Below are 23,128 nucleotides of genomic sequence, written 5' to 3' on the forward strand. Positions count from 1 at the left end.
TTTGATTAACGTCTAGCTCCAGCGCCTAGGGGCTCGGGGTCATAAGCCGATCCGTCAAGAAGGTTAAAAAGCAATCTTCTCGCCGGCTCGTCTTATGCCTGTCGCCCCTGGACAAGGCGCTTCCGCTTTTGAATTGTGTGCGCTTACAAAAGACAAATGTCCATATAGGGTGGAAAAAGATCTTGATTATTTTCTGAATTGTAATAAAATTAAAGTTATATTTTTCATAGATTAGGAGATGGCACAATGAAGGTCGTTAAGTTTGGGGGATCCTCTTTAGCATCTGGAAAACAAGTTGAGAAGGTTTTCCAAATTGTCATGTCTGATCCTGAGCGGAAAGTAGTGGTTGTTTCTGCTCCTGGGAAACGGTTTGCTGAAGATGAGAAGGTAACGGATTTATTAATCGAATGCGCAGATTTATGTCTACTAGATAAAGATCCAAAGGTGAAATTTGATGCTGTTATGGCACGGTATTCCTTAATCGCGACAGAGTTAGAGCTTCCGCCAGAAATTATGACAGAAATAAACAACGATTTAACGACTAGACTAAACAGTGATAAAAGCAAACCTGAACGTTTTATCGATCTTTTAAAAGCGAGTGGTGAGGATAATAATGCAAAACTAGTGGCTGCTTATTTCCGAAAGCAAGGGATAGAAGCTCATTATGTAGACCCAAAAGAAGCGGGGATGCTGGTAAGTGATCATCCAGGAAATGCCATAGCCCTTCCGGAAGCATATGCTCAGTTATTCTCATTGCGTGAACGATCAGGAATTTTGGTTTTTCCTGGATTTTTCGGTTATAGCAAAGAAGGGGAAGTGTTTACCTTTTCACGAAGCGGTTCTGATATTACAGGTTCAATCTTGGCCAATGCATTAAAAGCGGATCTATATGAAAATTTTACGGACGTAGATGCTGTTTATTCTGTTAATCCAATGATTGTTGAAAAACCAAGGGAAATTAAAGTTTTAACCTATCGGGAAATGCGTGAACTTTCTTATGCTGGATTTACCGTCCTTCATGACGAGGCACTTGTTCCTGCCTTTCGTGCCGGGATACCGGTACATATTAAAAACACAAACAATCCATCTGCACCTGGGACCAAAATTGTTTATGAACGGGATAATACGAATGGTCCAGTCATCGGGATTGCCAGCGATGATGGCTTTTGCAGCATTTATGTTAGCAAATACTTAATGAACAGAGAAATTGGCTTTGGCCGTAAACTTCTAGGTATATTGGAAGAATATGGAATATCCTATGAACATACACCTTCTGGAATTGACGACGTTTCAGTCATTTTACGGGAAAGTCAATTTGATCTTGAGTTGGAAAATGAAATCAAATGGCGAATTGAGACAGAGCTTCATGCAGATGAAGTAAAAATCGAACACAGTCTTGCCCTCATTATGGTTGTAGGAGAAGGCATGCGCCACAATGTTGGAACAATGGCACGTGCTGCTAAAGCCTTGGCAAAGGCAAAGGTTAATATCGAAATGATCAATCAAGGCTCCTCAGAAGTCAGCATGATGTTTGGCGTGAAAGAAGTGGATGAACAAAGAGCCGTTCAGGCCCTATATGAAGAGTTCTTTGCAGCCGTAACAGTTTAATGGGAAAAAGCAGTTCACACATGTGAACTGCTTTTTTCTATATCTGTGGATACTCATGATTTTTCTTTAGCTTCCTCTTCGTTTTGATGCCTGACCAGGCGGCAATGATTAGCCCACCAGCAGTATCAGAAATCAAATCAATCATGGTGTCATCGTTACCTCCGCCCTGCAGCGTCATGTCAAAAAATTGGTCAGAGCTAAATTCGTAGACCTCCCACAAGACACCGCCAAGGGCAGCAAATGACAAAGTGAAAAGAAAAACAAACCATGGAGAAATGTCATTCCTTGCATCTCTATGAATCAATCTTTCATATAAGGCAATTCCTGAAAAGGCAAGAATCGCACCGCTAAGAAAATGCATGAAAGTATCCCACCAACCAAGTCCATACCAGCCTAAGATCGAGCCAAAATATTGTGATCCAACTAGGAAAACTAAGTACGAAATCACGATTGGGAGATTGAAATGCAGCTTAGTAAAAAGGGCTAAAAGAAGGGGAATCGCTCCGCAGACAATACCACCTATGGCAACAGTTGATTTAAAAGGTTCCTCTTGTGAACGAAAATAAAAGAATAAAAATATCATAAATAGAACATAAAGAGCGCTTAAGATGAGTACAAGCTTTCGATTCATTGCTTTCACCTCATTTGTATTGTTACGCCAATTATATCCATTTAGAATAGAAAAAATAAGAGATAAATGGAGGTACTCGCTTCCTTTGTAATAAAAAGGTATATTATAATTAGAAAAGTAAGATGGAGGAAGCTATGCAGAAGGCACAAATACCAACATACGAGCGGATTGCGATTGATTTAGCGAATCGAATCTACGATGGAAAATTTAAAGTGGGAGAAAAAATTCATGGCAGGTCAACTCTTGCCAGTGAATATAAAGTATCTCCAGAAACGGTTCGAAGAGCGATAAAAATACTCGAGGACGTTGAAATCGTTCACTCGACCAAGGGCAGTGGAATTGTCATTTCTTCAAGGGAAAATGCTTATAAATATATTCATCGCTTCTCAAATTTAGCAAGCATCAAGGATCTTGAAAAACAAATGAACACCCTTATCAGCGAAAGAGACAAACTTGACGAGGAATTATTTGATACCTTAAGAAAAATTATGGACTATTCTGGTAAGCTCCGGCACACGAACCCCTTGGCACCAATTGAAATTGAGGTTGCCTCTGGCTGTATTCATATTGGAAAAACGATTTCGGAAGTGAAATTCTGGCAAAATACAGGTGGTACGGTTATTGGGATGAAGAGAAAAGGGGAATTAATTATCTCCCCCGGACCATACGCCTTAATTCTAGAAGGAGATGTTCTGTTAATTATTGGCGGGGATGAAACATATGATCGAGTCATTCACTTTTTACAGGAAGAATGAGATGAACAGCCGGTCCCATTGGGGGCTGGCTGTTGTTATTTGATGCTGTTCACAGAATCGTCACCATTTTGGTCATAATTATTTGAAATTGGGTCATAAATTCTAATTTTCGGAGAATAAGTGAACGTTGTGCCGTCATAAATCTCCAAAAACGTGTCATACACAAAATATCCATATCTCCGCAATGAAAATTAGCAGGTTTTAACCAGTGATATATCGAAATAAAGTAACAAAATAGGAGAGGAGTACTGCTTTTGATAGGAAAAGAATTTCAGAAACCCATAGAATTAACCATGTATGAGATTTTACTCAAGAGATTATCTAAAAATCACATCAAAATGGATGAAATTAAAGCAGATTGGGCTAAAAAGAATGCTGGATATAATGGTGAGAAGTCTGTTTACCGAATGTTAACCTTTCTTGATGAACAAAAGTATTATATTTTTCATAATTTGCGGTTAAAAATTGGCCAATATTATTTCCAAATGGACTTCTTAATTGTAACAACCAAGTTTATCTTAATAGTTGAAGCAAAAAACATCGCTGGAACATTACTTTTTGATGAATTTGGTCAATTTATTCGAATTATTGAAGAAAAAGAAGAAGGCTTTCAGGATCCAATTTCACAAGTTCAATTGCATAAGAAACAACTCCAAAAATGGCTGGAAAAGAACCATTTTCCGAAAACTCCTATAGAATATACCGTTGTTGTAAGTAAACCTTCGTCCATAATAAAAATGAATACCCGTAATCATGAGGTAAGAAAAAGAGTCCTGCCTTTAACAAAACTCCTTGAGTTCATTGAGAATAGCGATCGTTACTATAAGAATGAGAGTTTAACAATGAAACAATTGAAGATAATGAATAAGAATTTATTGAAAGACAATACCCCGTTCATTCCCAACCTTCTCGAAAAATATAATCTTTCTAAAAATGATATCCTCACAGGCGTTCAATGTCCCAAGTGCTTGGCAGCCCCAATGAAACCTATAAAAGGAACATGGAGATGCCCTCAATGTAGTACCTGTTCAAAATCGGCACATCATGACGCGATTTATGATTATATGCTCTTAATAAATTCATCTATTACCAATCGCGATCTCCGTGAATTTTTACATATACCCTCTCGACAAAAGGCTACTAAAATTCTGACCTCATTGAATCTTATCCATACTGGAGGGAACAAAAATCGTCAGTATTTTTTACCGAAAAGCAAAAAATAAAGCCGGTTGCAATAACCGGCTCTGTTCTAGTTCAATAATCCTTCTTCAACTAAAAACTCTTTTGCCACTTTAGCTGGTGATTCTTTAAGGCTGTCAACCTTGTAATTGAGCTTTCGCATTTTTTCATCTGATAGTTTACCAGCAAGGGTATTGAGTGCCTTTTTCATTTCAGGATGTTCTTTTAACGTTTCCTCTTTAACGATTGGTACAGCGTAGTAAGGAGGGAAGAAGTTTTTATCATCCTTTAATACTTTCAAGCCAAATTCCTCAAGCAAGCCATCGGTAGAAAAGGCATCGATGACATCACTTTTATGGTTGTCCAGAGCTGTATAACGTAGGCCGCCGTCAACCGCTTTGACTTCTTTGAACCCCATATTATAGGCTTTCTCAAGCCCGATTAAACCATCTTCTCTGTTAGGAAATTCAATCGTTGGTCCCATAATCAAGTCACCGCTAACCTTGGCAAGGTCGGTGATCGTTTCTAAGTTAAATTGTTCTGCAGTGTCCTGGCGTACGGCCAAAGCATAGGTATTATTAAAGCCAAGCGGCTCCAATAACTCAATTCCATATTTTTTGTTAAACTCTTTTTGCACATAATTATACACCTTGTCAGGATCACTTTGAGGGCTTTGATTAAGAATATTAACAAGTCCAGTACCTGTGTATTCCACGTAAACATCAATATCTCCATTGTTTAAAGCACTAAAAGCAACTTGTGATCCACCAAGATTTAGTTTTCTTTCTACTTCTATATCAGTCTTGTTTTCTATTAGTTCAGCAAGCATATTGCCAAGTATCAGCTGCTCACTAAAGTTTTTGGAGCCAATGACAATTTTATCAGCCGCATTCGCTTTTGTAAAAACCGTAAATGCACCTGCAGCAACTAAGATAACACTTGCAAATCCAATGATTAGTTTCTTAGCTTTTGTACCAAACTTAGAGCGTGATTTTTGTTTATTTGTATAAGAAAAAGAAGTTTCGAGCTTGCCAACAACAAGGTCAATTAATAAAGCAAGAATACAGGCTGGGATGGCTCCGGCTAAAATCATGTAATTATCCACGGTTTGAACGCCGGAGAAGACGAGATAACCAAGTCCGCCTGCACCCACGAAGGCTGCAATGGTCATTAAGCCTACAGCAGTAACCGCAGAAATTCTGATACCCGCCATAATCATCGGGAAGGCTAATGGCAACTGAACCTTTTTCATCGTTTGGCTCTTTGTTAAACCGATACCTTTGGCGGCTTCCAGAATATCAGCATCAATGTTTGTTAATCCTGTGTAAGTGTTTTTTACAATTGGCAGGAGCGAGTAAAGGACGACCATTACAATCGCTGGGGTACTGCCGATACCGATAAAAGGAATCAGGAACCCGAGCAGCGCTAAGCTTGGAACGGCTTGAATGACGTTCGTTGCTCCAATAATCGGTTTGGAGAGTTTAGGCTCCCTGGAAATTAAGATACCAAGGGGAATCCCAATAACAATTGCAATTAACACAGAAAATACACTTAAATAAAGGTGTTGCCCAATTAAATTCAAAATTTGTTCGTAGTTTGACGTTATATACTTTATAAATTCAGCCATCAAAATGCCACCTCCATGTCAATTAATTGGCTGCTTAATGCAGATAGAATACTGCTTCGCGTAATGAGACCTGACAATTGTTTCTGACTGTTTACAACAGGAACATAACCAATCTTGTGTTCATTCATGGTTGCTAATACCGAAATTAAATTCGTATCCTCCGTAACCGAAAGAACATTTTCTTCCATGACTTTTTCAATCCCGAAATTTCGGTCTAATAATTGAATGCTTTTTAAGGTAACCATCCCTATTAAAATATTATTTTTATCTGTAACCATTAAACTATCAACCTTATTAAACTTCATAATTTCAATTGCTTGTAGGACAGTTCGTTTTGACGTGATCTTCACTGGTTCCTGAATCATAAGGTCCTCGGCCATTAATAATTCTGGATTATTCCAAACCCTTCTTTTACCAATAAAGTCTTCAACAAATTCATTGGCTGGATTTTTGAGAATGTTTTCTGGTGTATCGAACTGGAGGACATCACCATCTTTTAAAATACAAATCTTATCAGCAATTTTTATCGCTTCATCCATATCATGAGTGACAAAGATGATGGTTTTATTTAATTCCTTCTGCATTTGAACCAGTTCATCCTGCAACGAACTTCTCGTTACGGGGTCTAAAGCACTAAAGGGCTCATCCATTAAGATGATATCTGAATCAGTGGAAAAGGCTCTTGCTACCCCCACTCTCTGCTGCTGGCCGCCACTCAGTTCCTTTGGAAATCGATTCATAAAATCTTTTGGGTTTAAACCGACTACATGAAGCAATTCCTCGGTTTTCTTAGCAATTGCATCAGGGTCTTCCCCTTTAAGTTTAGGAATCAGTTCCAAATTTTCCTTTATCGACATATGTGGGAATAGACCTGTGTTCTGAATAACATAGCCGATATTTCTCCTAAGCTTAATCGCATCCATAGTAGAAATATCTTTACCATTAACAAAAATCTTACCCGATGTCGGTTGGATTAATTTATTGATCATTTTAAGTAAAGTCGTTTTCCCACAACCACTTGGACCGATGAAGACAATTAATTGCCCTGGTTCAATATCTAATGTGAAGGGCTTTATAATCGTCTTGTTTCGGTATTTCTTTACGATATCTTTAAACTGTATCAAATTTTTTCCCCCTTAAAAATTTCATTCGTTCATAGCAACAACTTAATAATATCACATAAGTTGTAACTTTGTCGAATTTGCGTAAACATAAAGTACTATAAACTTTCCATTTCTATTCGCAATGATTACAATAAAATGAGGAAAATGATCAAGCAGGTGAATAAATGAAAACAATTTTAATCGTTGATGATGATGAGCATATCCTCTTTCTTGTTAAAGGGATATTGATGAAAGAAGGATTCAAAGTTCTTTCTGCTGAAAATGGGGCGGCAGCATCAAAGCTGTTGAAAGATCAATTATGTGATTTAGCAATCGTCGATGTAATGATGCCAATTATGGATGGATATGAGTTAACGAAGGAGATTCGAAAATTCTATGACATCCCGATTATTTTATTAACAGCCAAAAGCCAGATCGAAGATAAAGAAGAGGGCTTTGAATCAGGAACCGATGATTACTTAATCAAGCCATTTGAACCAAAAGAATTGATTTTTAGGGTAAATGCACTGTTAAGAAGGTACGGAAATTCTAGTGAGGCTAATATTAATTTAGGAACTTTACACATAAATAAAAAAAGCTATGAAATTAGAGTCAATAATAAAACCTTCATGCTCCCTTTAAAAGAATTTGAACTGTTATCCTTTTTGGCTACACATCCCAATCAGGTTTTCAGTCGAAGTCATCTCATTGAAAAAGTGTGGGGGCTGGATTTTGATGGCGATGAAAGAACAGTAGATGTACATATAAAACGACTGCGTGAACGTTTTGGAAAAATTGCCGAGGATTTCGTTATTAAAACGATCAGAGGGGTAGGGTATTCCCTAGAGGTGTAGGAAATGAGGACACTATATAGTAAATTTGCCTTTATTACGATTATGATTATGGTGGTCAGCGGAATTATTTCTTTTTTTCTATCAAATCTTTACTATCAAACCAATTTAAAACAGGAAAATGACGAAAAGATCATGAATTTTTCATTAGAGATTGCTGACTTTGCTAGTGAACATCCCGGGATCGATTTAGACGATTACTTGGATCATATCGGTACAATAGGCTACCAAATTTTTTTAGTCAGTCAAGATGGAAATAAGCGATATTTTGGCTCTCCTTTTAGAGAAAAGAATTTGTCTGAAGGAATTCTAGAAGAGGTTTTAAATGGAAATGTATATCATGGGATTCGGAATTTTCCCCATAAAACCTTTGTTACAGGCTTTTTTGCCAATGAACTAAAAAATTCAGTGGGTGTACCTTTTCAATTTGAGAATAAAAAGTTTGCACTTTTTATCAGACCGGATATTAAACTAATGTTTAATGAGATGCATATCCTATTCGGATGGCTTTTAGTAATCTCTATTTTATTAAGTATAATCCTGGTCTTAATCAGCACGAAATATTTAGTTAAACCGATTAAAAAGCTTAATACTGCAACGAAGGAAATTTCAGATGGCAACTATTCGATCAAGCTGGATATTACTCGTCAGGATGAATTGGGCGATTTAGCTTTAAATTTCACAAAAATGTCAGAAAAGCTGGATAAAATGGATATGCTTCGGAAGGAATTAATTTCGAATATTTCTCATGATATTCAATCACCGCTCACCAATATAAAAGGTTATTTAACGCTAATGGTGAAAGATGAGGAAAATGAGAAATATCTTGGTGTCATAGATTCAGAAGTTGATCGACTTTCAAAGATTACAAAGCAGCTTTTACTTCTAGCCTCCATTGAGAGTAAGAGAGATATAATGGAAATAAGCAAAGTGAATATTGCCAACCAAATAACAAATTTAGTCCGACAATACCATTGGACCATCATGGAAAAAGGGATTATGATTAGTTATTCCCTCCAAGATACTTGGCTCAATGGAGATGCTTCCTTGTTATATTCGGTTTGGGAAAACCTACTGACGAATGCGATTAAATACAATCGAGAAATCGGAACGATTGATATAGAATTAATTGATTTAGAATCAAAGGTAGAGGTTATTTTTATTGATTCAGGAGTTGGATTGGACAAACAGGAAAAAGAAAGGATTTTTGACCGCTTTTACCGTGCAGATACTTCAAGGGAACGATCTGTTGAAGGGACTGGCCTCGGTTTATCAATTGTAAAATCAATTATCGATTTACATCATGGAAAAATTGAAATAGAAAGCCAAAAAGGGATAGGCACAACCATTAAGATCGTGCTTCCGAAATGAAAAAACCCTAATTTTTCTTCTTTTACGTAGAAAAATGGGTTTTTTTTAATATTCCTTGCGATTTTTAGGCTAGGGACAGTGTTTTGAAATCTTAAATGTAAAGTTTTATTCATCTTCCATTCACATAAGAGGTTTATTCTAGGTTTGTAAAATGAGAGTGGGGGAATGAATAATGAATCTTGCGTGGAAAGAAATGATGAAAAATAAGGTAAGATTTTTGATATTAGGCTCAATTGTTTTTCTTGTTAGCCTATTAACTTTTATTATTTCTGGTTTGGCAAATGGATTATCACAAGACAATGCTGCATTAATTAAAGATTTACCAAACGGACAATTTTATATGAATGCAGATGCAGACGAGACTTATAATTTATCGAGAATTGATAACAGTATTCAGGGAAAATTGTTAAACGAACAGAAAGATGCTACAGCACTATCCATTCAAATGGGCTTTTTAAATGATAAAAATGGCAAACAGCAAAGTGTTGCTTTTGTCACCTCAACCGATACAAAGCTGTTTAAGGCTGTCAAAGCCGGGGAGATCATCTTGGATCGCTCAATGAAGGATAAGGGTATAAAAGTTGGAGATGTTTTAACAAACAATCAATTTAGTGGTGAGTTTATTGTAAAAGGCTTTGTAGACCAGAAGAAATTTAGCCATGCGCCTGTCGCTTTTATAAATTTAGAAAACTACAAAGAAATATATAGGGTAAATGAAATGCAATTAGTTTTTGTACCAGGGAAGGATAACGCACTAGAAGCAGCTGGATTACAAGCATTTTCAAAGAAAGAATTTCTCAATACAATTCCAAGTTATAGCGCAGAACAGATGTCTTTAAATATGATTGTTTGGTTTTTAGTAGTAATTAGTGGAATGTTGTTTGCTATTTTCTTCTATATGATGAATGTTCAAAAAATTGGATTGTACGGGATTTTAAAAGCAATTGGATTGAAAACAACTGCCCTATTCAAAATGATGTGGACACAAATGCTTTTTATTACAGTAATAGCAATTGGTTTATCTGTTGCACTTAGTCAAGGATTTAATATGATTGCACCTAAAAATATGCCATTCAGTTTAAAACTTGAAACAACAGCTAAATTGTCTATAGTCTTTCTAATTATCGGCTTTATTGGTGCTACACTATCAGGTATACAAATAAAGAAAGTCGAACCATTACAAGCGATACAACAGGGAGAGGTTTAATATGACAATATTTACAATTGATGAAGTTAGAAAAACATTTACGAATGGGGAAGTAAAGGAAGAGATATTAAAAGGTATTAATTTTTCTCTAAGAGAAGGGGAGGTAACAGCTTTAGTTGGTGCATCGGGATCTGGTAAAAGTACACTTCTTACAATCGCGGCTGGGCTTCAACCTGCATCAGATGGACAAGTCAAATTTGAGGGAGAAAATATGACTACTATGAGTGCAGAGCAAATTCGAAAAGTACGTGCAAGCAAATTCGGCTTTGTCTTTCAGTTTGCACATCTTGTTCCTTTTCTCACAGTAGAAGAACAATTAATGCTAATGCTAGATGTTTCTGAATCTAGATTAAAGAAGCATGAACAAAAAAGTGAAGTGGATAGAATTTTAAAATTAGTTGGAATGGACCATCGAAAAAATGCCTATCCGTCCTCATTATCAGGTGGCGAGAAACAGCGAGTTGCAATTGCTCGTGCAATGATTCATAAGCCTAAAGTTCTCTTCGCAGACGAACCAACTGCAAGTCTAGATTCAAAAAGGTCTAAAGATGTTATGGGATTAATAAGAGATTTAACGAAATCATCAAACATTACTACCTTAATGGTTACTCATGACGAAGAAATGCTTTCTTACGCTGATCACGTCATTAAAATGAGTGATGGTCTAATTGTTAATGAAGCTTAAACCTAGGGGACTAAGGAAATTGCTTGGAAAAATATAAATCATCTTTTTTAGCAGGAAAGAGAAATAAACCCGCCATTTCAAATACTGCCGAATAATAAGGGGCTGCTTCATTAAAAGAAGCGGCCCTTCGTTTATTTTTATATAAATATTTTGTCTTTTGCATTTTTTAAATCGTCTTCGACACTTTTATCCCACATTTTCACTCCGGAATGATAGGCGGAGCGGCTTATGATGTGACCGGCAACAGGGCTGGTCAAAAAAATAAAGAAAATGCCAAGCAGAACGCGTGTATCAAAATGGCCATGGACGTAATGAAAATACAAAAAGGTTCCGAGCAGGATGGCCATAATCCCTAATGTCGTACTTTTTGATGCTGCGTGGTTACGTGTATATACATCAGGAAGTCTAATCATCCCGAATGTTGAAGCTAACGATAAAAAAGTACCAATAACGATAAAAATCATCGCAATGAATTTAAAGGTTTCGTTCACGTTCGAAAATCTCTCCTTTCTCAAGGAACTTGGCAAAAGCAATGGTCCCGACAAAGGATAGGATTCCGAGCAACAGAATCGCCTCTAGATAGGAACTTGTTTTAAGAACAATCGATATCAAGGCAACAAGAGCAATCAAATTGATTCCAATCGCGTCAAGAGCAATGACACGATCATGCATGGAAGGTCCTTTGATTAACCGATAAATAAGTCCCAAAATCGAGAGGGAGATGCCAAGTAAAGCAATTTTCATGACCATCTCGAACATTACTTGCTCACCTCCATAATGGCTTTTTCAAAGGAATTCTTAATACTGTCAATTGCTTCATGTTTCTCAGGAACATCCATTGCATGGATATAGAGAATTTTATTATCGAGAGAAACATCCACAACAAGAGTCCCTGGTGTTAATGTGATTAAGTTGGCTAGAATGGTAATCTCCCAATCTTTTGTTAACTCCGTTTCTAAAGCAAATATTCCTGGGCGCATGTCCAATTTGGGTTTAAGTACATGCTTAAGAACACTGATATTTGATAACACGAGTTCTTTTAAGAAGAGTAAGATCAGACTGATGACCGCTATAACTCTTGTTAAATATAATCGTTCCTTAAAGAACCTGCGATAAAGGATCATAATTAGGAGCCCAAGAAGATAACCAACGAAAAAAGTACTTGAACTATAATCATTTTTTAAAAACATCCAAATGAAGGCAAGAAAAACATTTAATAAAATTTGGAAGGACATCGCTTTACTCCCCCAGTACACGATTGATATAGATTTCTGGGTCTAAAATGGTCTCTGCAGCCTGAGAAATGAAAGCGTAGACCGATTCTGTTCCAACACCATAAAAAATCGATATGGTTACAAGAATGATGGCAGGAGTAAGCAATTTTGCAATAGAGATGCTTTTGCTGCTGTCTAAACTAGCATTCCCCCAGAAACCATAAATGAAAATTTTCATAACAGAATAGAGGACCATTAAGCTGGATAATAAAATAACGGCTAGCCCTATGTAGGATTCAGCAGATACGGCTCCTTTAAGGATCAGAAGCTTACCAGCAAAACCACTAAATGGCGGAATACCTGCTAAGGAAATAGCAGCAATGAAAAATGTCCAGGCAAGGGCAGGATAATGTATCATCAAACCACCCATTTTCCGTAAATCAGTTGTTCCGCTAACTTTTATCATGATTCCGACTAATAAGAATAACGCTGCCTTTATCAACATATCGTGGATCAAATAAAGAATCGAACCCGCGATGGCATCATCGTTCATCAATGATATTCCGTACGTAATCACACCAACGGCAATCACAATATTGTAAATGATGATCTTTTTTACGTCCCAATATGCGATGGCTCCAATCACACCGACGATAATGGTTACGAGTGATAAGACACCTAAAATCATATGGGTAAAAGCTTGGTCATGATAAAAAAGTAGTGTGTACGTTCGGAAAATCGAATAAACACCAACCTTGGTCAACAGGGCGCCGAACAAGGCAATAACAGGGATTGGCGGTGCATAATAGGCACCTGGCAGCCAGAAAAAGAGCGGAAAAATCGCTGCTTTTAATCCGAAAACGACCAGAAAGGAAATCGCAATAACGCTGATAATCCCTGGCTGGTTGACTTCTGCAATTCGTTCACTTAAGTGAGCCATATTTAGAGTTCCAACGATGGAATATAAATAAGCTACCGTAATGACAAACAGGGCAGAGGACAACACGTTCACAATGATATATTTCAATGATTCCCTTAATTGCATCTTCGTGCCTCCAAGAACAAGAAGAACATAGGAGGCCATTAACATGACTTCGAAAAAGACGAATAGGTTAAAGATATCCCCGGTTAAAAACGCACCGTTCACACCGACAAGAAGGAATTGGAAAATAACATAATAATAGTATTTTTCACGTTCTTCTCCGATTCCATTGAAGGAATAAATCAGGATTGCGGCTCCAATAATGTTCGTGGTTAAAACCAATAAGGCCGCCAGCATATCAGCAACAATAATAATCCCGAATGGCGCTTCCCAGCTCCCGACTGCAAGTGATATGACTCCATTTTGCTGAACCATAAATACTACTGAAGCGGATAAGCTGATTGCAATAAGCGATGACAGTAAAGAAATCACTTTTTGTATTCTAATCTGTTTTACAAAAAATATAAGGATAATACCTGTCAGGAGCGGCCATATAACAGGCATTAGTATAAGATTATTCATGGGTATCGTTTCCTTTCAAGCGCTCCATATCATCCGTTCCTAATTCCTGATAAGCCCTGTAAGCCAGGACAAGTAAAAAGGCTGTAACCCCAAAGCTGATGACAATCGCGGTTAAAATAAGTGCTTGTGGAAGCGGGTCCACATAGGATTCGGCTTTTTCGCTTAGTAACGGCACCGCTCCTTGCTTCAATCCGCCCATCGTTAATATGAGCAAGTGGGCTCCATGACTTAATAATCCCGTTCCAACAATAATTCGCAAAATACTTTTTGAAAGCAGTAAGTAAGTTGCGCACATAAATAGAATTCCAATGACAATGGCCATTACTATTTCCATTATTCATCCTCCCCGATTGTTTGAATAATGGTCATCGTTACACCGACTACAACAAGATATACTCCTAGGTCAAATAAAACAGCTGTATGCAGTGAAGTATGTCCTAATAAAGGTAAGTCAAAATATTTGAAAGCATGAGTCATCATCGGGACGTCAAAAAATATGGCCCCAGTAACAGTTAGTGCTGCAATCAATAAGCCTGCCCCAATGACGTATTTATAATCGACAGGTAAAATATTGGCTACTGTTTTAATATCATAAGCAAGCATCAACAGAACGATGGCAGTTGAAGTCATGAGACCTCCGACAAAGCCACCTCCTGCCGAGTAATGTCCGCCCAAAAAGATCGATACAGAGAAGAGCAGTATGATGAAAACAGCCACTTTTGTTACGGTTTGAAGGATGATATCATTTTTCATGATTGGTTTTTCCCCCTTGTCAGCCGTAATCGAATCATGGAAAAAATTCCAAGAGCAGCAATGGCTAAGACCGTAATTTCAAACATCGTATCAAGTCCTCGGAAATCGACGAGAATGACGTTTACGACATTTTTTCCTCCTGCTTCTTTATAAGCATTTTCCAAATAAAAGCTTGAAATTGAATCAAATAGCTTTTGGCTATGTGAGGATAAGGCTATTAAGGTGACGACCACCCCAACAGCAATAGAAACAAGCGCATTATTCAATTTAAAGGTTATTCGTTCTTCCTTCCTGCTTGCAAGCTTGGGAAGATGATAGAAACAAAGCAGGAAGAGGGCAACGGAAATTGTTTCAATGACGAGCTGTGTTAGAGCTAAGTCAGGTGCCCGGAAAAGCACGAAAAATAAAGATACCGTATATCCGACCGCGCCCAAAATAATGATCGAAGTTAAGCGTGATTTGGCAAATAGAATAGAAATCGCACCAATCACTACTGCAAAAGCAAGAATTAATTCATAAATCCCTATTGGTGCGAGATTACCATAATCCAGAAGGAATGCGTCCTTTTGATATAGGGAAAATCCTAATATGAAAACAAAAAAGATAAAAATATAAATTAAATAACTGCGAATCGAGCCAGTCATGACCTTCTTCGCAAGTACGCTACTCCATTTATCCATTAATCTAAGTGATGCATCATACAGAGTATTAAACGATAAGCGTTCTGGCAGTATCTGGTATACTCCTTTCCACTTTGAGAGAGAAAGGTAGAGCAGTGTACCAAACATAACAACACCAATGGTCATTTTTAATTCTGTTGACCATCCATGCCAAAAAGAAATATGAACATGAAAATCATGATCTGCTAATCCTGGCTGAATGCTGGAAACCGCAGGTTCAATGATGTTTGAAGATAATATATTTGGAAATAATCCAAATATTATAACCAAAGAAGCAAGAATAACAGGTGAAATTAACATTCCAATAGGTGCTTCGTGTGGCTTTTTTTCAAGCTTCTCGAGTTGAACCTTGCCGGTAAAGGTTTTAAATACCAAAATCATGCTGTAAATAAAGGTGAAAACACTGGCAATCCACGCGAAAATAGGAAATAGAATACCCCATGTTTCGAAATTAAATATATCTAGCTGGAGGATATTCAGCATCCCAGTGAAAAACATTTCTTTACTTAAAAACCCATTAAATGGCGGTAGACCAGCCATTGAAAAGGCACCAATAAACGTAATGGTAAACGTAATTGGCATAAAAGGCATTAAACCGCCTAATTTCCGAATATCTCGAGTTCCGGTTTCATGATCGACGATTCCAGCAGCCATGAATAAACTTCCTTTAAAGGTAGCATGATTGATCAAATGAAAAACCGCCGCCACCGTTGCAGCCAAATAAAGATTATCATCTAAATTTTCAAAATGAAGGGCAGCAGCTCCAAGTCCCAATAAAGACATAATTAAGCCTAGCTGGCTCACGGTAGAAAAAGCGAGAATCCCTTTTAAATCTGTTTGTTTGACGGCTGAGAAAGAGCCCCAGAACAAAGTAAGCAAACCAACCGCTGAAATAAGCCATAACCAAACACCAGATTCTGCGAAAACAGGACTTAAACGTGCTACTAAGTATATACCGGCTTTCACCATAGTGGCTGAGTGAAGATAGGCACTGACTGGTGTTGGTGCTTCCATGGCATCAGGAAGCCAGATGTGGAACGGAAACTGTGCTGATTTTGTAAAAGCCCCTAACAAAACTAGTAAAAGAGCTGGAATAAATAGTGGCTGTTCCATTAATGCTCCACTTTGAGAAACGAGTTCACGGATACTGAAGGTGCCTCCTATAATGCTTAGCATTACAAAACCACCAAGCATACTTAGACCACCTAATACCGTAATGAGTAATGATTTTTGTGCTCCGTAACGGGAGCGCTCACGTTCATTCCAATAGCCAATGAGTAAAAATGAAGAAAGACTTGTAAATTCCCAAAACATATATAGGACAATCAAATTATCCGACAGAACTACTCCAAGCATCGCTCCCATAAATAAGAGCAAATAGACATAAAATTGGTTTAGTTTTTCCTTTTCTTTTGATAAATAGAAAATAGAATAAAGAATGACTAATGAACCTATGCCTGTAATAAGCAGGGCAAACAGTAATCCTAGTCCATCCACATAAAAATCGATACTAATTTGTAGTGATGGAATCCATGAAAAACTTTCGGTAACCGTATCGCCTTGCTTAGTAACTGAAATATAACGAAAAAAATAAGCAAATAAGAGTATAGGTAGAAAGAGGATTAACCATCCAGTATGTATGCTTCGGAATTTTTTGTATAAATATGGCACGAAAATCGCCAATAAAAATGGCGCGAAAACCGCCCAATGAAGACTCGTCATAAACTCCCCCCTAGCGTATATTATACCTTCCATAGTTTGTCCAGCTAATTTATTTAACAAATGGAAGTTAGAAATAATTTATATTCCGATGCTTAAACAAAAGTATAACCTATTACTTTTTTGTTTGCACTGCATGTAAGAGCCTAATCCTAGGGTTTTGAATGAACTTATTAAATAAGTAGAAAGCGGTCATTTTTAAGGGAATAATTTTTTTCGAAAACGTATGATTCACCTTAATTATAGGGAAAACTATGAGTAAGGTGGTTGATTTCTATGAAGAAAAAGGTAATAGTTTGCCTAACTATATTTGGATTTTTATTAGTTGGTGCATGGTTATTGAACGAACAAACGAATCGGAATTATATTAAGATGGTCATAAAAGATCGTGAGGCAATAGGGGATCAGCTTTTTACTCCGACCGAAGTAGAAGCGGAAACTTGGAACTTTCAACCTAGAGAATATATAAAAATTCGAAAACCAATGAATGATTTTTAGCTGACAATGGAAATATTGTTGGCTATTTTTATGGAGTTAATTATTTTCTAAAAATACAGTAAAATATTAATTGGTTAATATCAACTTCGATTTCGCATACGATTTAATTATGAGCAATTTAAATCTCCAAAGAAGAGGGGAATAAAGGTGGATATCCTTGAATTGATCAAAAATAGGCGAAATATAAAAAAATTTAAATCTGATAGGCTTGATGCTGCACTTATTCATGGATGGCTGGAAGCAGCTGCAATGGCACCAAATCATCGGATGACGGAGCCCTGGGAGGTTTATTTTATTGGTCCTGAAACACGCAAAAAGCTCAATCATAAAACCAATTTTGGCAATGCTCCTGTTTTATTGGCAATAGTATCAAAGAATGGTTCGACTAATATAGAAACAGAGGAAAATAAAGTGGCAACCGCCTGTTTTATCCAAAACTTTAATCTTGCGGCCTGGGCTGAAGGGGTAGGGACGCTCTGGTCATCGATTGCGATCACCGAAAAAAATCGCCAAATATTAGGAGTACCCGATCACTATGAGGTGCTTGGAGTTTTTGGAGTAGGGTATCCGGAAGTAATTCCAGATCCAAAAACAAGAACGCCGATAGCAAGTAAAATAAAGAATTTACCTTAGTGTAAGGAACAATAGCCAACCCTTGATGGGTGGCTTATTTTTTTTGATTTTTTTATTAATGTGTATTCTTCTTGGTCGAGTAATAACCTTTAGTAATATAATCGTAGGACTTTTATATTATTATTTTGAAATTGTAAATTATGTGAAATAGAACGTAATTTCCCCACAATGGTTCTGTAACATTCATTAGGTACAATTAGGTAATGAAAAAAATTAGGAAATCCAAGCACGAATTATTTTATTAGGATAACAATCATTAAAGGAGGGATTCGATGGCTGCAGATACAAGTCGGAGTAAATTTTTTGATAATGCAAAATTTATCCTGATTTTTCTTGTCGTATTTGGTCATATGATAAGTCCTTTGAAAGAGCATGATAAAATTTTATTTACTATATATACCGTTATTTATCTGTTTCATATGCCTGCATTCATCTTTATTTCAGGGTATTTTGCAAAAGGCTTTCGTAAAAAGGGCTACCTACAAAAATCATTTCAAAAGATATTACTACCCTATTTTCTTTTTCAAATTATCTACTCGGTTGTCTATTATTTAATTGGAAAAGAAGAAACGATTGAATTTGATTTTCTTCAGCCTCATTGGTCACTGTGGTTTTTGTTGAGTTTATTCTTTTGGAATCTTATGTTATATGCTTTTGCGAGGTTGAAATGGAAGGGTTTTTTTATTGCAGTTGTTCTGGGGATCGGAATTGGTTATATTGATGAGGTTGGAAGTTTCCTAAGCTTATCGAGGACATTTGTGTTTTTTCCATATTTCTTACTAGGCTTCTTATTTAACGGAGAACAATTAAAAAATGTGATTCGAACAAAATACTCAGTTCCAATTGGGATATTTATTCTTACTTTGACACTCATGATTTTTGGATCGGATATTTCAAAAGAATCGGTTTCTTGGCTATTAGGGGATGAATCCTATCAAACGATGGGAGGAGAGCAGCTAACAGACGGTTTATGGCGGGGAATTCAATATGCCTTCACCATCATCGTCATCTTTGGTTTCTTTTCTTTGATTCCGTCCGGTCAATATCGGATTACCAAGATCGGAGAAAGAACACTTTATGTTTATTTGCTTCATGGTTTTATTATCAAAACCATACAATCCGTATTACCTGACATTTTCTTAGAAAATTATTTCTTTTTGCTATCGGTGTCATTAATTGTTTGTTTAACTTTAGGAAGTTTCTTAATTAAAAAATATACACAACCACTAATTGAATTAAAATTATAAATTCAAGCTAGCACAAAATTGGCCGGGTCTGTTTTTCACAGTCCGGCCAATTTTGTATTCTAAAAACCAAACAAGGAGCTTACAAAACTCTTCTTTTTTCTCTTTACTTTTTCTTGGTCAAAGGCAAGTGAATGGTTGTTAGCGGCAGGGGGTAGGAGTTCATTAAGCTTTGATTGGAGCTGGTGTACTTGGGTGGTCAATTCATTTATTTGACTTTGTAACTCTTCAATTTCGCGACGATGCTGAAGAAGTTGGTAAGAGGTAACAGAGTCAGCTTTTGAATTCACCTTTGCCTCTAATTCGGTAACAATCATGTATAATCTTTCAACTTCTGCATGGTTTTCAACGGCTTTTACTGAGCCTTTTCGAGTCTTTTTTTCCTTAACTGGTGTGATCTCCTGGAGGAGTACACCATTATGAATTTGATCTTGAATGTTTTTTAGAAGCTCGATATCATCAGGATTAAAATAATAATGCCCTCGTTCATTACGCTCCATCGGCAACTCAAGTTGTTTAACCCATCGTTGAATGGTACTGGAGGATACCCCCAGTAAATTAGCTACTTCACTTGTATTCATCGAGATCCCTCCCCAGAAAAGTTTAAATGAAACATTTGCCCTGGTTTATGACCAAAATTTCCACCATTTCTTTTCCTTTGCAGCAGCAACATCCCTAAAGCTTGATAACATATTTTGAAATGCAGCCTCTCTTTGTCTAATTTCATGCAAATATTGCTCACGTTCCATTTTGGAATCTTCGCGCTCACTTTCAATGGCCTCAGCGAGACTAGAAATTTCAGAATGCGTACTAGTAACATAGTTAGCTAATTCCTCTGTGGAATCGGATAATTGCTTTGAAAGAGTATAGATTTCTTCAGATGTCTCGATCGAGGCATGTGTAATATTATCAGATAAATATCGCAGTCTTTCAGTCGTACGCTCTGATACTTGTTCAAGCTGATCAGATATTTCCTCAAGTTCTGCTTGAGTATTGGCAGATGATTTATAGATCGAATCAGAGAGGGTTTTTACGGTTACTAAGGTACCTTTTGAAATTTCTTTTCTAAATTCCTCGACTACTTCCTTACGGAGGACACTTCTGATTTCATCCTTTACCTCATTTAAAAAAGTTTGCTTATACGTATCCATGGCATCAAAGAATTGATCAGCAGATTCGATTGCAGTTTCATTATTTTGGATTGGGGTGATGGTTTCTGAAACGATTGCCAAGGAAGAAGTGGGAGTATTGGATTCTTCCTCATTAGGAGGTTCCATTTTTTTCTGTAGTGCTTCAATGATCATTTCATTATTATATTGGTTTATCGTCATTTCTTTAATTTTCATTAAGAGATTTATTTCTAAATCAGAATAAAGTCTTGCTCCTTGTTTTGTCCGGGGAATGATAAGAATTTCCTTTAGATCTTTTTCCCATTTTCTCAGGGTTGCAGGTGGTACATTTATTTTTTTTGAAACTTCCTTTAACGTGAAAGTTTTCATTGTTTTCAGTCCTTTCTATCTAAATTACGATTAAAACATCCATGGATAGTAAATTCACCATAACACACCCAATTTTCCTGCCAGATGACAAAAGCTATCAAAACAAGACGGTTATCTTGGTATACCAACAAAATACAGCAAAAAAGCTATGCAGCTCGCATAGCTTTAGATTCTATTCAGTTGATAATCCCTAACATTTTTAATCCGTGATAGATTCCAGAATCGTTGACCGAAGTGGTTTTATGCTTTGCATACTGAAAAAGATCAGGATGTCCATTTCCCATTGCAAAGCCTTCGCCTACATTCATTAGCATTTCTTTATCATTCATTCCATCGCCAAAGGCAATCGCATATTCCTTTTGTATTCCTAGATGATTTAAAACAAATTGAATCCCCATCCCTTTATTTACTTTATCTCGAATAACATCATAACAATGAAGCATTCCATGGACATGTACTTGGGAAAGATGAATTCCCTCGTCCATTTGGTAATGAGTAATATCCTTTTCTTTCAAATTAACTAAGGTCATACCGAGCACACCGTTTACATCAGATGGAGAAAAATCTTTATTTTGTTTTAAGGAGAATTTTTCAATAAACTCTTTGATGGAAGGATGATTCATATTTGTAAAAGTATTTTTGTCTTTTGTATACATGACGACCTCATGCTTATGTTTTTCAGCAATTGTTAATATATTTCTAACCATCACTGCATTCATAGGCTCCTGAAATAAGTCTTTTCCTTGATAAATCCCATAAGCACCATTGTATCCAATAAAAGAGTGAATATTTAATTCTTTTGCAAGGTCATGTATTTCATGTAACGGTCTTCCAGTAGCTAGAAAAACCTCAATTCCTTTTTCTAGAGCTTGATTGATAGCGGTGATTGTCGATTCCTCAATTGAATCATTTGGTCCAATGATGGTCCCATCAATATCTAAAAATAAAACCTTGTAATCCGACATGGTTGTTTCTCCTTTTTCAGTTGTTATTACCTGTAGTTTATCATTTATTTATAGCTGAAATCCGAGCAAGTAGTTTTATTATTGAAGGATTTTAAGAAGTGGAGCATTTGATACATTTCGTAAGCAATCAATAGTAAAGTCACTATTTAAATGTAAAATCAAGCATTAAGCGGGTTATTTGCGTGAATATCAATCTTTACAAGGATTCAGTATGGAGATAAAATAAGCGTCAGAATGAAATTGAAAAAAATATATCGGCCTAAACTCGAGACTCGAGTACGGAGGAACCAATCTATTGGGGTTAATTCTACAGCGTAGAAAGGATGTAAATGCTCTTTCGCCATCCTACCCGTCAGCTAACTTCGTCGGCTAAAGCGAAGGAGGTCAATAAGACCGCCAAAGTTTATTCTTGTGGGTCTTTTATTTATGCCTATTTTTAAGAAAAAGGTGACGACATGACACTGAAGGATTATTTAATAAAAATGAAAATTGGTTTGCCAAAAACAATCGTCCATCTCGATAAACACGTGTACGAAGCAGGAAGTGTTATCCATGGTACGATTGAAATTACAGGTGGACTGTTGAAAAATAAAATAAAGAGATATGATGTTGATTTAATCTGTAACGATTCAAAAGAGTTAGTAGAGGAAACATTAAATAGTCACTCCGTGTTTTGTTCTCTTGAATGTAGTCCGAACCAGACAGATAAAATTACCTTCTTACTTAATGTCCCTAATGAAATTAAAAATGATGATCATTCGATTGAGTATTCTTTAATGATTAATATTGACCTTGGAAACGCTAATAATATCACGCAAACGGTTCCGATTAGAATCGCTGCAGCTTCGTAATGATCTATTAAACTAGTAAAAACAAGGACCTGCAATGGAATCCTTGTTTTTTTATTGAAGCTGTGAGAATTGTACTAGAGTTTGATATACCATTGTAAACTGCCCGAAATTATTATGTAAACATCCATCGTTATAATAGGAGTAGCAATGAAAATCGAATTTTGGGGCGGTGTCAGGATGGAAGAGTCAATGGTAAAATCTTATTTACAAAAATCATTGGAAGAGTGGAAAGATGATATATCTCAGGTTCTCTCGGAAATTGCCAATGAATATGATGAGGTTGCGCAAGAGTTAAAAGTTTATTCCTATAAATATGGAATTACCAAGCAAGTCATTCAATCTACTGTGAACGAGGAAATTATTGAAAGCATTCGTCAAAGGTATCATAAGCCTTTTGAAGAAAGCTATAATCAACTAAAGGAATACATAAAGGACTTAGAGGAAAAACGGCGTGTTTTTCAAATGTTTATTCAAAAGATAGATGAAGTAAATCGAAAAGAATCTGCAAAGGTAACGGCATCCTAAACAGTCTGATCATCATTTTGATCAGG

25 protein-coding genes and 1 riboswitch are annotated in these 23,128 nt (G+C 36.6%); of the genes, 12 read left to right on the top strand and 13 right to left on the bottom strand.

All coding sequences use genetic code 11. From position 1 onward, the window contains the following. The first annotated feature begins 246 nt into the window (after positions 1-246). Positions 247-1,608, top strand: coding sequence for an aspartate kinase (locus tag ACWM35_RS13225; protein ID WP_454819149.1), 1,362 nt, complete (start codon positions 247-249; stop codon positions 1,606-1,608). Positions 1,609-1,645: 37 nt separating this feature from the next. Here ACWM35_RS13225 and ACWM35_RS13230 read toward each other — a convergent pair whose 3' ends face one another. Further along, on the bottom strand, positions 1,646-2,239 hold the full coding sequence (locus ACWM35_RS13230; protein WP_454819151.1) for a hypothetical protein: 594 nt from the start codon (positions 2,237-2,239) through the stop codon (positions 1,646-1,648). Between the two features lie 134 nt (positions 2,240-2,373). On the opposite strand from ACWM35_RS13230, the gene ACWM35_RS13235 reads away from it, so the two are divergent. Continuing rightward, positions 2,374-2,994, top strand: coding sequence for a TrkA C-terminal domain-containing protein (locus ACWM35_RS13235; RefSeq protein ID WP_454819152.1), 621 nt, complete (start codon positions 2,374-2,376; stop codon positions 2,992-2,994). Positions 2,995-3,248: 254 nt separating this feature from the next. Beyond that, positions 3,249-4,217: a nuclease-related domain-containing protein gene (locus tag ACWM35_RS13240; RefSeq protein WP_454819154.1), complete on the top strand. Its 969-nt coding sequence runs from the start codon at positions 3,249-3,251 to the stop codon at positions 4,215-4,217. A 26-nt stretch (positions 4,218-4,243) separates the two neighbouring features. On the opposite strand, the gene ACWM35_RS13245 is transcribed toward ACWM35_RS13240, so the two are convergent. Together ACWM35_RS13245 and ACWM35_RS13250 are read right to left on the bottom strand one after the other, a co-directional pair. Continuing rightward, positions 4,244-5,800 (bottom strand): ABC transporter permease/substrate-binding protein, encoded by a 1,557-nt coding sequence (locus ACWM35_RS13245; protein ID WP_454819156.1) that lies wholly within the window; start codon positions 5,798-5,800, stop codon positions 4,244-4,246. After that, on the bottom strand, positions 5,800-6,924 hold the full coding sequence (locus tag ACWM35_RS13250; protein ID WP_454819157.1) for an ABC transporter ATP-binding protein: 1,125 nt from the start codon (positions 6,922-6,924) through the stop codon (positions 5,800-5,802). Before ACWM35_RS13250 ends, ACWM35_RS13245 begins: the two co-directional genes overlap by 1 nt. 164 nt (positions 6,925-7,088) lie before the next feature. Between ACWM35_RS13250 and ACWM35_RS13255 the strand changes: the two genes are divergently transcribed. The 4 genes from ACWM35_RS13255 (at position 7,089) to ACWM35_RS13270 (ending at position 11,017) form a co-directional block, all read left to right on the top strand. Beyond that, positions 7,089-7,757, top strand: coding sequence for a response regulator transcription factor (locus ACWM35_RS13255; RefSeq protein ID WP_454819159.1), 669 nt, complete (start codon positions 7,089-7,091; stop codon positions 7,755-7,757). A gap of 3 nt (positions 7,758-7,760) precedes the next feature. Next, positions 7,761-9,125, top strand: coding sequence for a HAMP domain-containing sensor histidine kinase (locus ACWM35_RS13260; RefSeq protein WP_454819161.1), 1,365 nt, complete (start codon positions 7,761-7,763; stop codon positions 9,123-9,125). Between the two features lie 172 nt (positions 9,126-9,297). Continuing rightward, a complete protein-coding gene (locus tag ACWM35_RS13265) occupies positions 9,298-10,332 on the top strand; it encodes an ABC transporter permease (protein ID WP_454819163.1) in 1,035 nt (344 codons plus the stop codon). Between the two features lies 1 nt (position 10,333). Beyond that, on the top strand, positions 10,334-11,017 hold the full coding sequence (locus ACWM35_RS13270; RefSeq protein ID WP_454819165.1) for an ABC transporter ATP-binding protein: 684 nt from the start codon (positions 10,334-10,336) through the stop codon (positions 11,015-11,017). 137 nt (positions 11,018-11,154) lie between these two features. Here ACWM35_RS13270 and mnhG read toward each other — a convergent pair whose 3' ends face one another. Genes mnhG through ACWM35_RS13305 form a run of 7 tightly spaced genes read right to left on the bottom strand, consistent with a single transcriptional unit; the run spans position 11,155 to position 16,890 of the window. After that, entirely contained in the window at positions 11,155-11,481 is a 327-nt protein-coding gene (mnhG, locus tag ACWM35_RS13275; RefSeq protein WP_454819480.1) for a monovalent cation/H(+) antiporter subunit G, read from the bottom strand. A gap of 10 nt (positions 11,482-11,491) precedes the next feature. Next, on the bottom strand, positions 11,492-11,767 hold the full coding sequence (locus ACWM35_RS13280; RefSeq protein ID WP_454819481.1) for a Na(+)/H(+) antiporter subunit F1: 276 nt from the start codon (positions 11,765-11,767) through the stop codon (positions 11,492-11,494). 8 nt (positions 11,768-11,775) lie between these two features. Further along, positions 11,776-12,252: a Na+/H+ antiporter subunit E gene (locus ACWM35_RS13285; protein ID WP_454819167.1), complete on the bottom strand. Its 477-nt coding sequence runs from the start codon at positions 12,250-12,252 to the stop codon at positions 11,776-11,778. A gap of 4 nt (positions 12,253-12,256) precedes the next feature. After that, positions 12,257-13,735 carry a Na+/H+ antiporter subunit D gene (locus ACWM35_RS13290; protein WP_454819169.1) on the bottom strand — a complete coding sequence of 493 codons (1,479 nt, stop codon included), beginning with the start codon at positions 13,733-13,735 and terminating at the stop codon, positions 12,257-12,259. Beyond that, the gene (locus tag ACWM35_RS13295; RefSeq protein WP_454819171.1) at positions 13,728-14,069 is read right to left on the bottom strand and encodes a Na(+)/H(+) antiporter subunit C; all 342 of its coding nucleotides are present in this window, start codon (positions 14,067-14,069) and stop codon (positions 13,728-13,730) included. The genes ACWM35_RS13290 and ACWM35_RS13295 overlap by 8 nt, the downstream gene beginning before the upstream one ends. Then, entirely contained in the window at positions 14,069-14,488 is a 420-nt protein-coding gene (locus ACWM35_RS13300) for a Na(+)/H(+) antiporter subunit B (protein ID WP_454819173.1), read from the bottom strand. The genes ACWM35_RS13295 and ACWM35_RS13300 overlap by 1 nt, the downstream gene beginning before the upstream one ends. Beyond that, positions 14,485-16,890: a Na+/H+ antiporter subunit A gene (locus tag ACWM35_RS13305; protein ID WP_454819175.1), complete on the bottom strand. Its 2,406-nt coding sequence runs from the start codon at positions 16,888-16,890 to the stop codon at positions 14,485-14,487. Before ACWM35_RS13305 ends, ACWM35_RS13300 begins: the two co-directional genes overlap by 4 nt. A gap of 273 nt (positions 16,891-17,163) precedes the next feature. Here ACWM35_RS13305 and ACWM35_RS13310 point away from each other — a divergent pair, with 273 nt between their 5' ends. The 3 genes from ACWM35_RS13310 to ACWM35_RS13320 all read left to right on the top strand — a co-directional run bounded on the left by ACWM35_RS13310 (position 17,164) and on the right by ACWM35_RS13320 (position 19,265). After that, entirely contained in the window at positions 17,164-17,385 is a 222-nt protein-coding gene (locus tag ACWM35_RS13310; RefSeq protein WP_454819177.1) for a hypothetical protein, read from the top strand. A gap of 147 nt (positions 17,386-17,532) precedes the next feature. Continuing rightward, the gene (locus ACWM35_RS13315) at positions 17,533-18,018 is read left to right on the top strand and encodes a nitroreductase family protein (RefSeq protein WP_454819179.1); all 486 of its coding nucleotides are present in this window, start codon (positions 17,533-17,535) and stop codon (positions 18,016-18,018) included. 272 nt (positions 18,019-18,290) lie between these two features. Further along, on the top strand, positions 18,291-19,265 hold the full coding sequence (locus ACWM35_RS13320) for an acyltransferase family protein (protein ID WP_454819180.1): 975 nt from the start codon (positions 18,291-18,293) through the stop codon (positions 19,263-19,265). A gap of 59 nt (positions 19,266-19,324) precedes the next feature. Here the strand turns inward: ACWM35_RS13320 and ACWM35_RS13325 are convergent, their stop codons facing one another. The 3 genes from ACWM35_RS13325 to ACWM35_RS13335 form a co-directional block, all read right to left on the bottom strand. Continuing rightward, a complete protein-coding gene (locus ACWM35_RS13325) occupies positions 19,325-19,843 on the bottom strand; it encodes a MerR family transcriptional regulator (protein WP_454819182.1) in 519 nt (172 codons plus the stop codon). Between the two features lie 45 nt (positions 19,844-19,888). Beyond that, a complete protein-coding gene (locus ACWM35_RS13330) occupies positions 19,889-20,761 on the bottom strand; it encodes a MerR family transcriptional regulator (protein ID WP_454819184.1) in 873 nt (290 codons plus the stop codon). Between the two features lie 176 nt (positions 20,762-20,937). Next, positions 20,938-21,726, bottom strand: coding sequence for a Cof-type HAD-IIB family hydrolase (locus ACWM35_RS13335; RefSeq protein ID WP_454819186.1), 789 nt, complete (start codon positions 21,724-21,726; stop codon positions 20,938-20,940). A 246-nt stretch (positions 21,727-21,972) separates the two neighbouring features. Then, positions 21,973-22,112: riboswitch (cyclic di-AMP (ydaO/yuaA leader) on the top strand. A gap of 69 nt (positions 22,113-22,181) precedes the next feature. Between ACWM35_RS13335 and ACWM35_RS13340 the strand changes: the two genes are divergently transcribed. Continuing rightward, complete coding sequence (locus ACWM35_RS13340; RefSeq protein WP_454819188.1) at positions 22,182-22,577, top strand: sporulation protein; 396 nt, start codon at positions 22,182-22,184, stop codon at positions 22,575-22,577. Between the two features lie 147 nt (positions 22,578-22,724). Next, complete coding sequence (locus tag ACWM35_RS13345; RefSeq protein WP_454819190.1) at positions 22,725-23,102, top strand: hypothetical protein; 378 nt, start codon at positions 22,725-22,727, stop codon at positions 23,100-23,102. The last annotated feature ends 26 nt before the right edge of the window (positions 23,103-23,128 follow it).

The organism is Neobacillus sp. K501 (genome assembly GCF_053749995.1).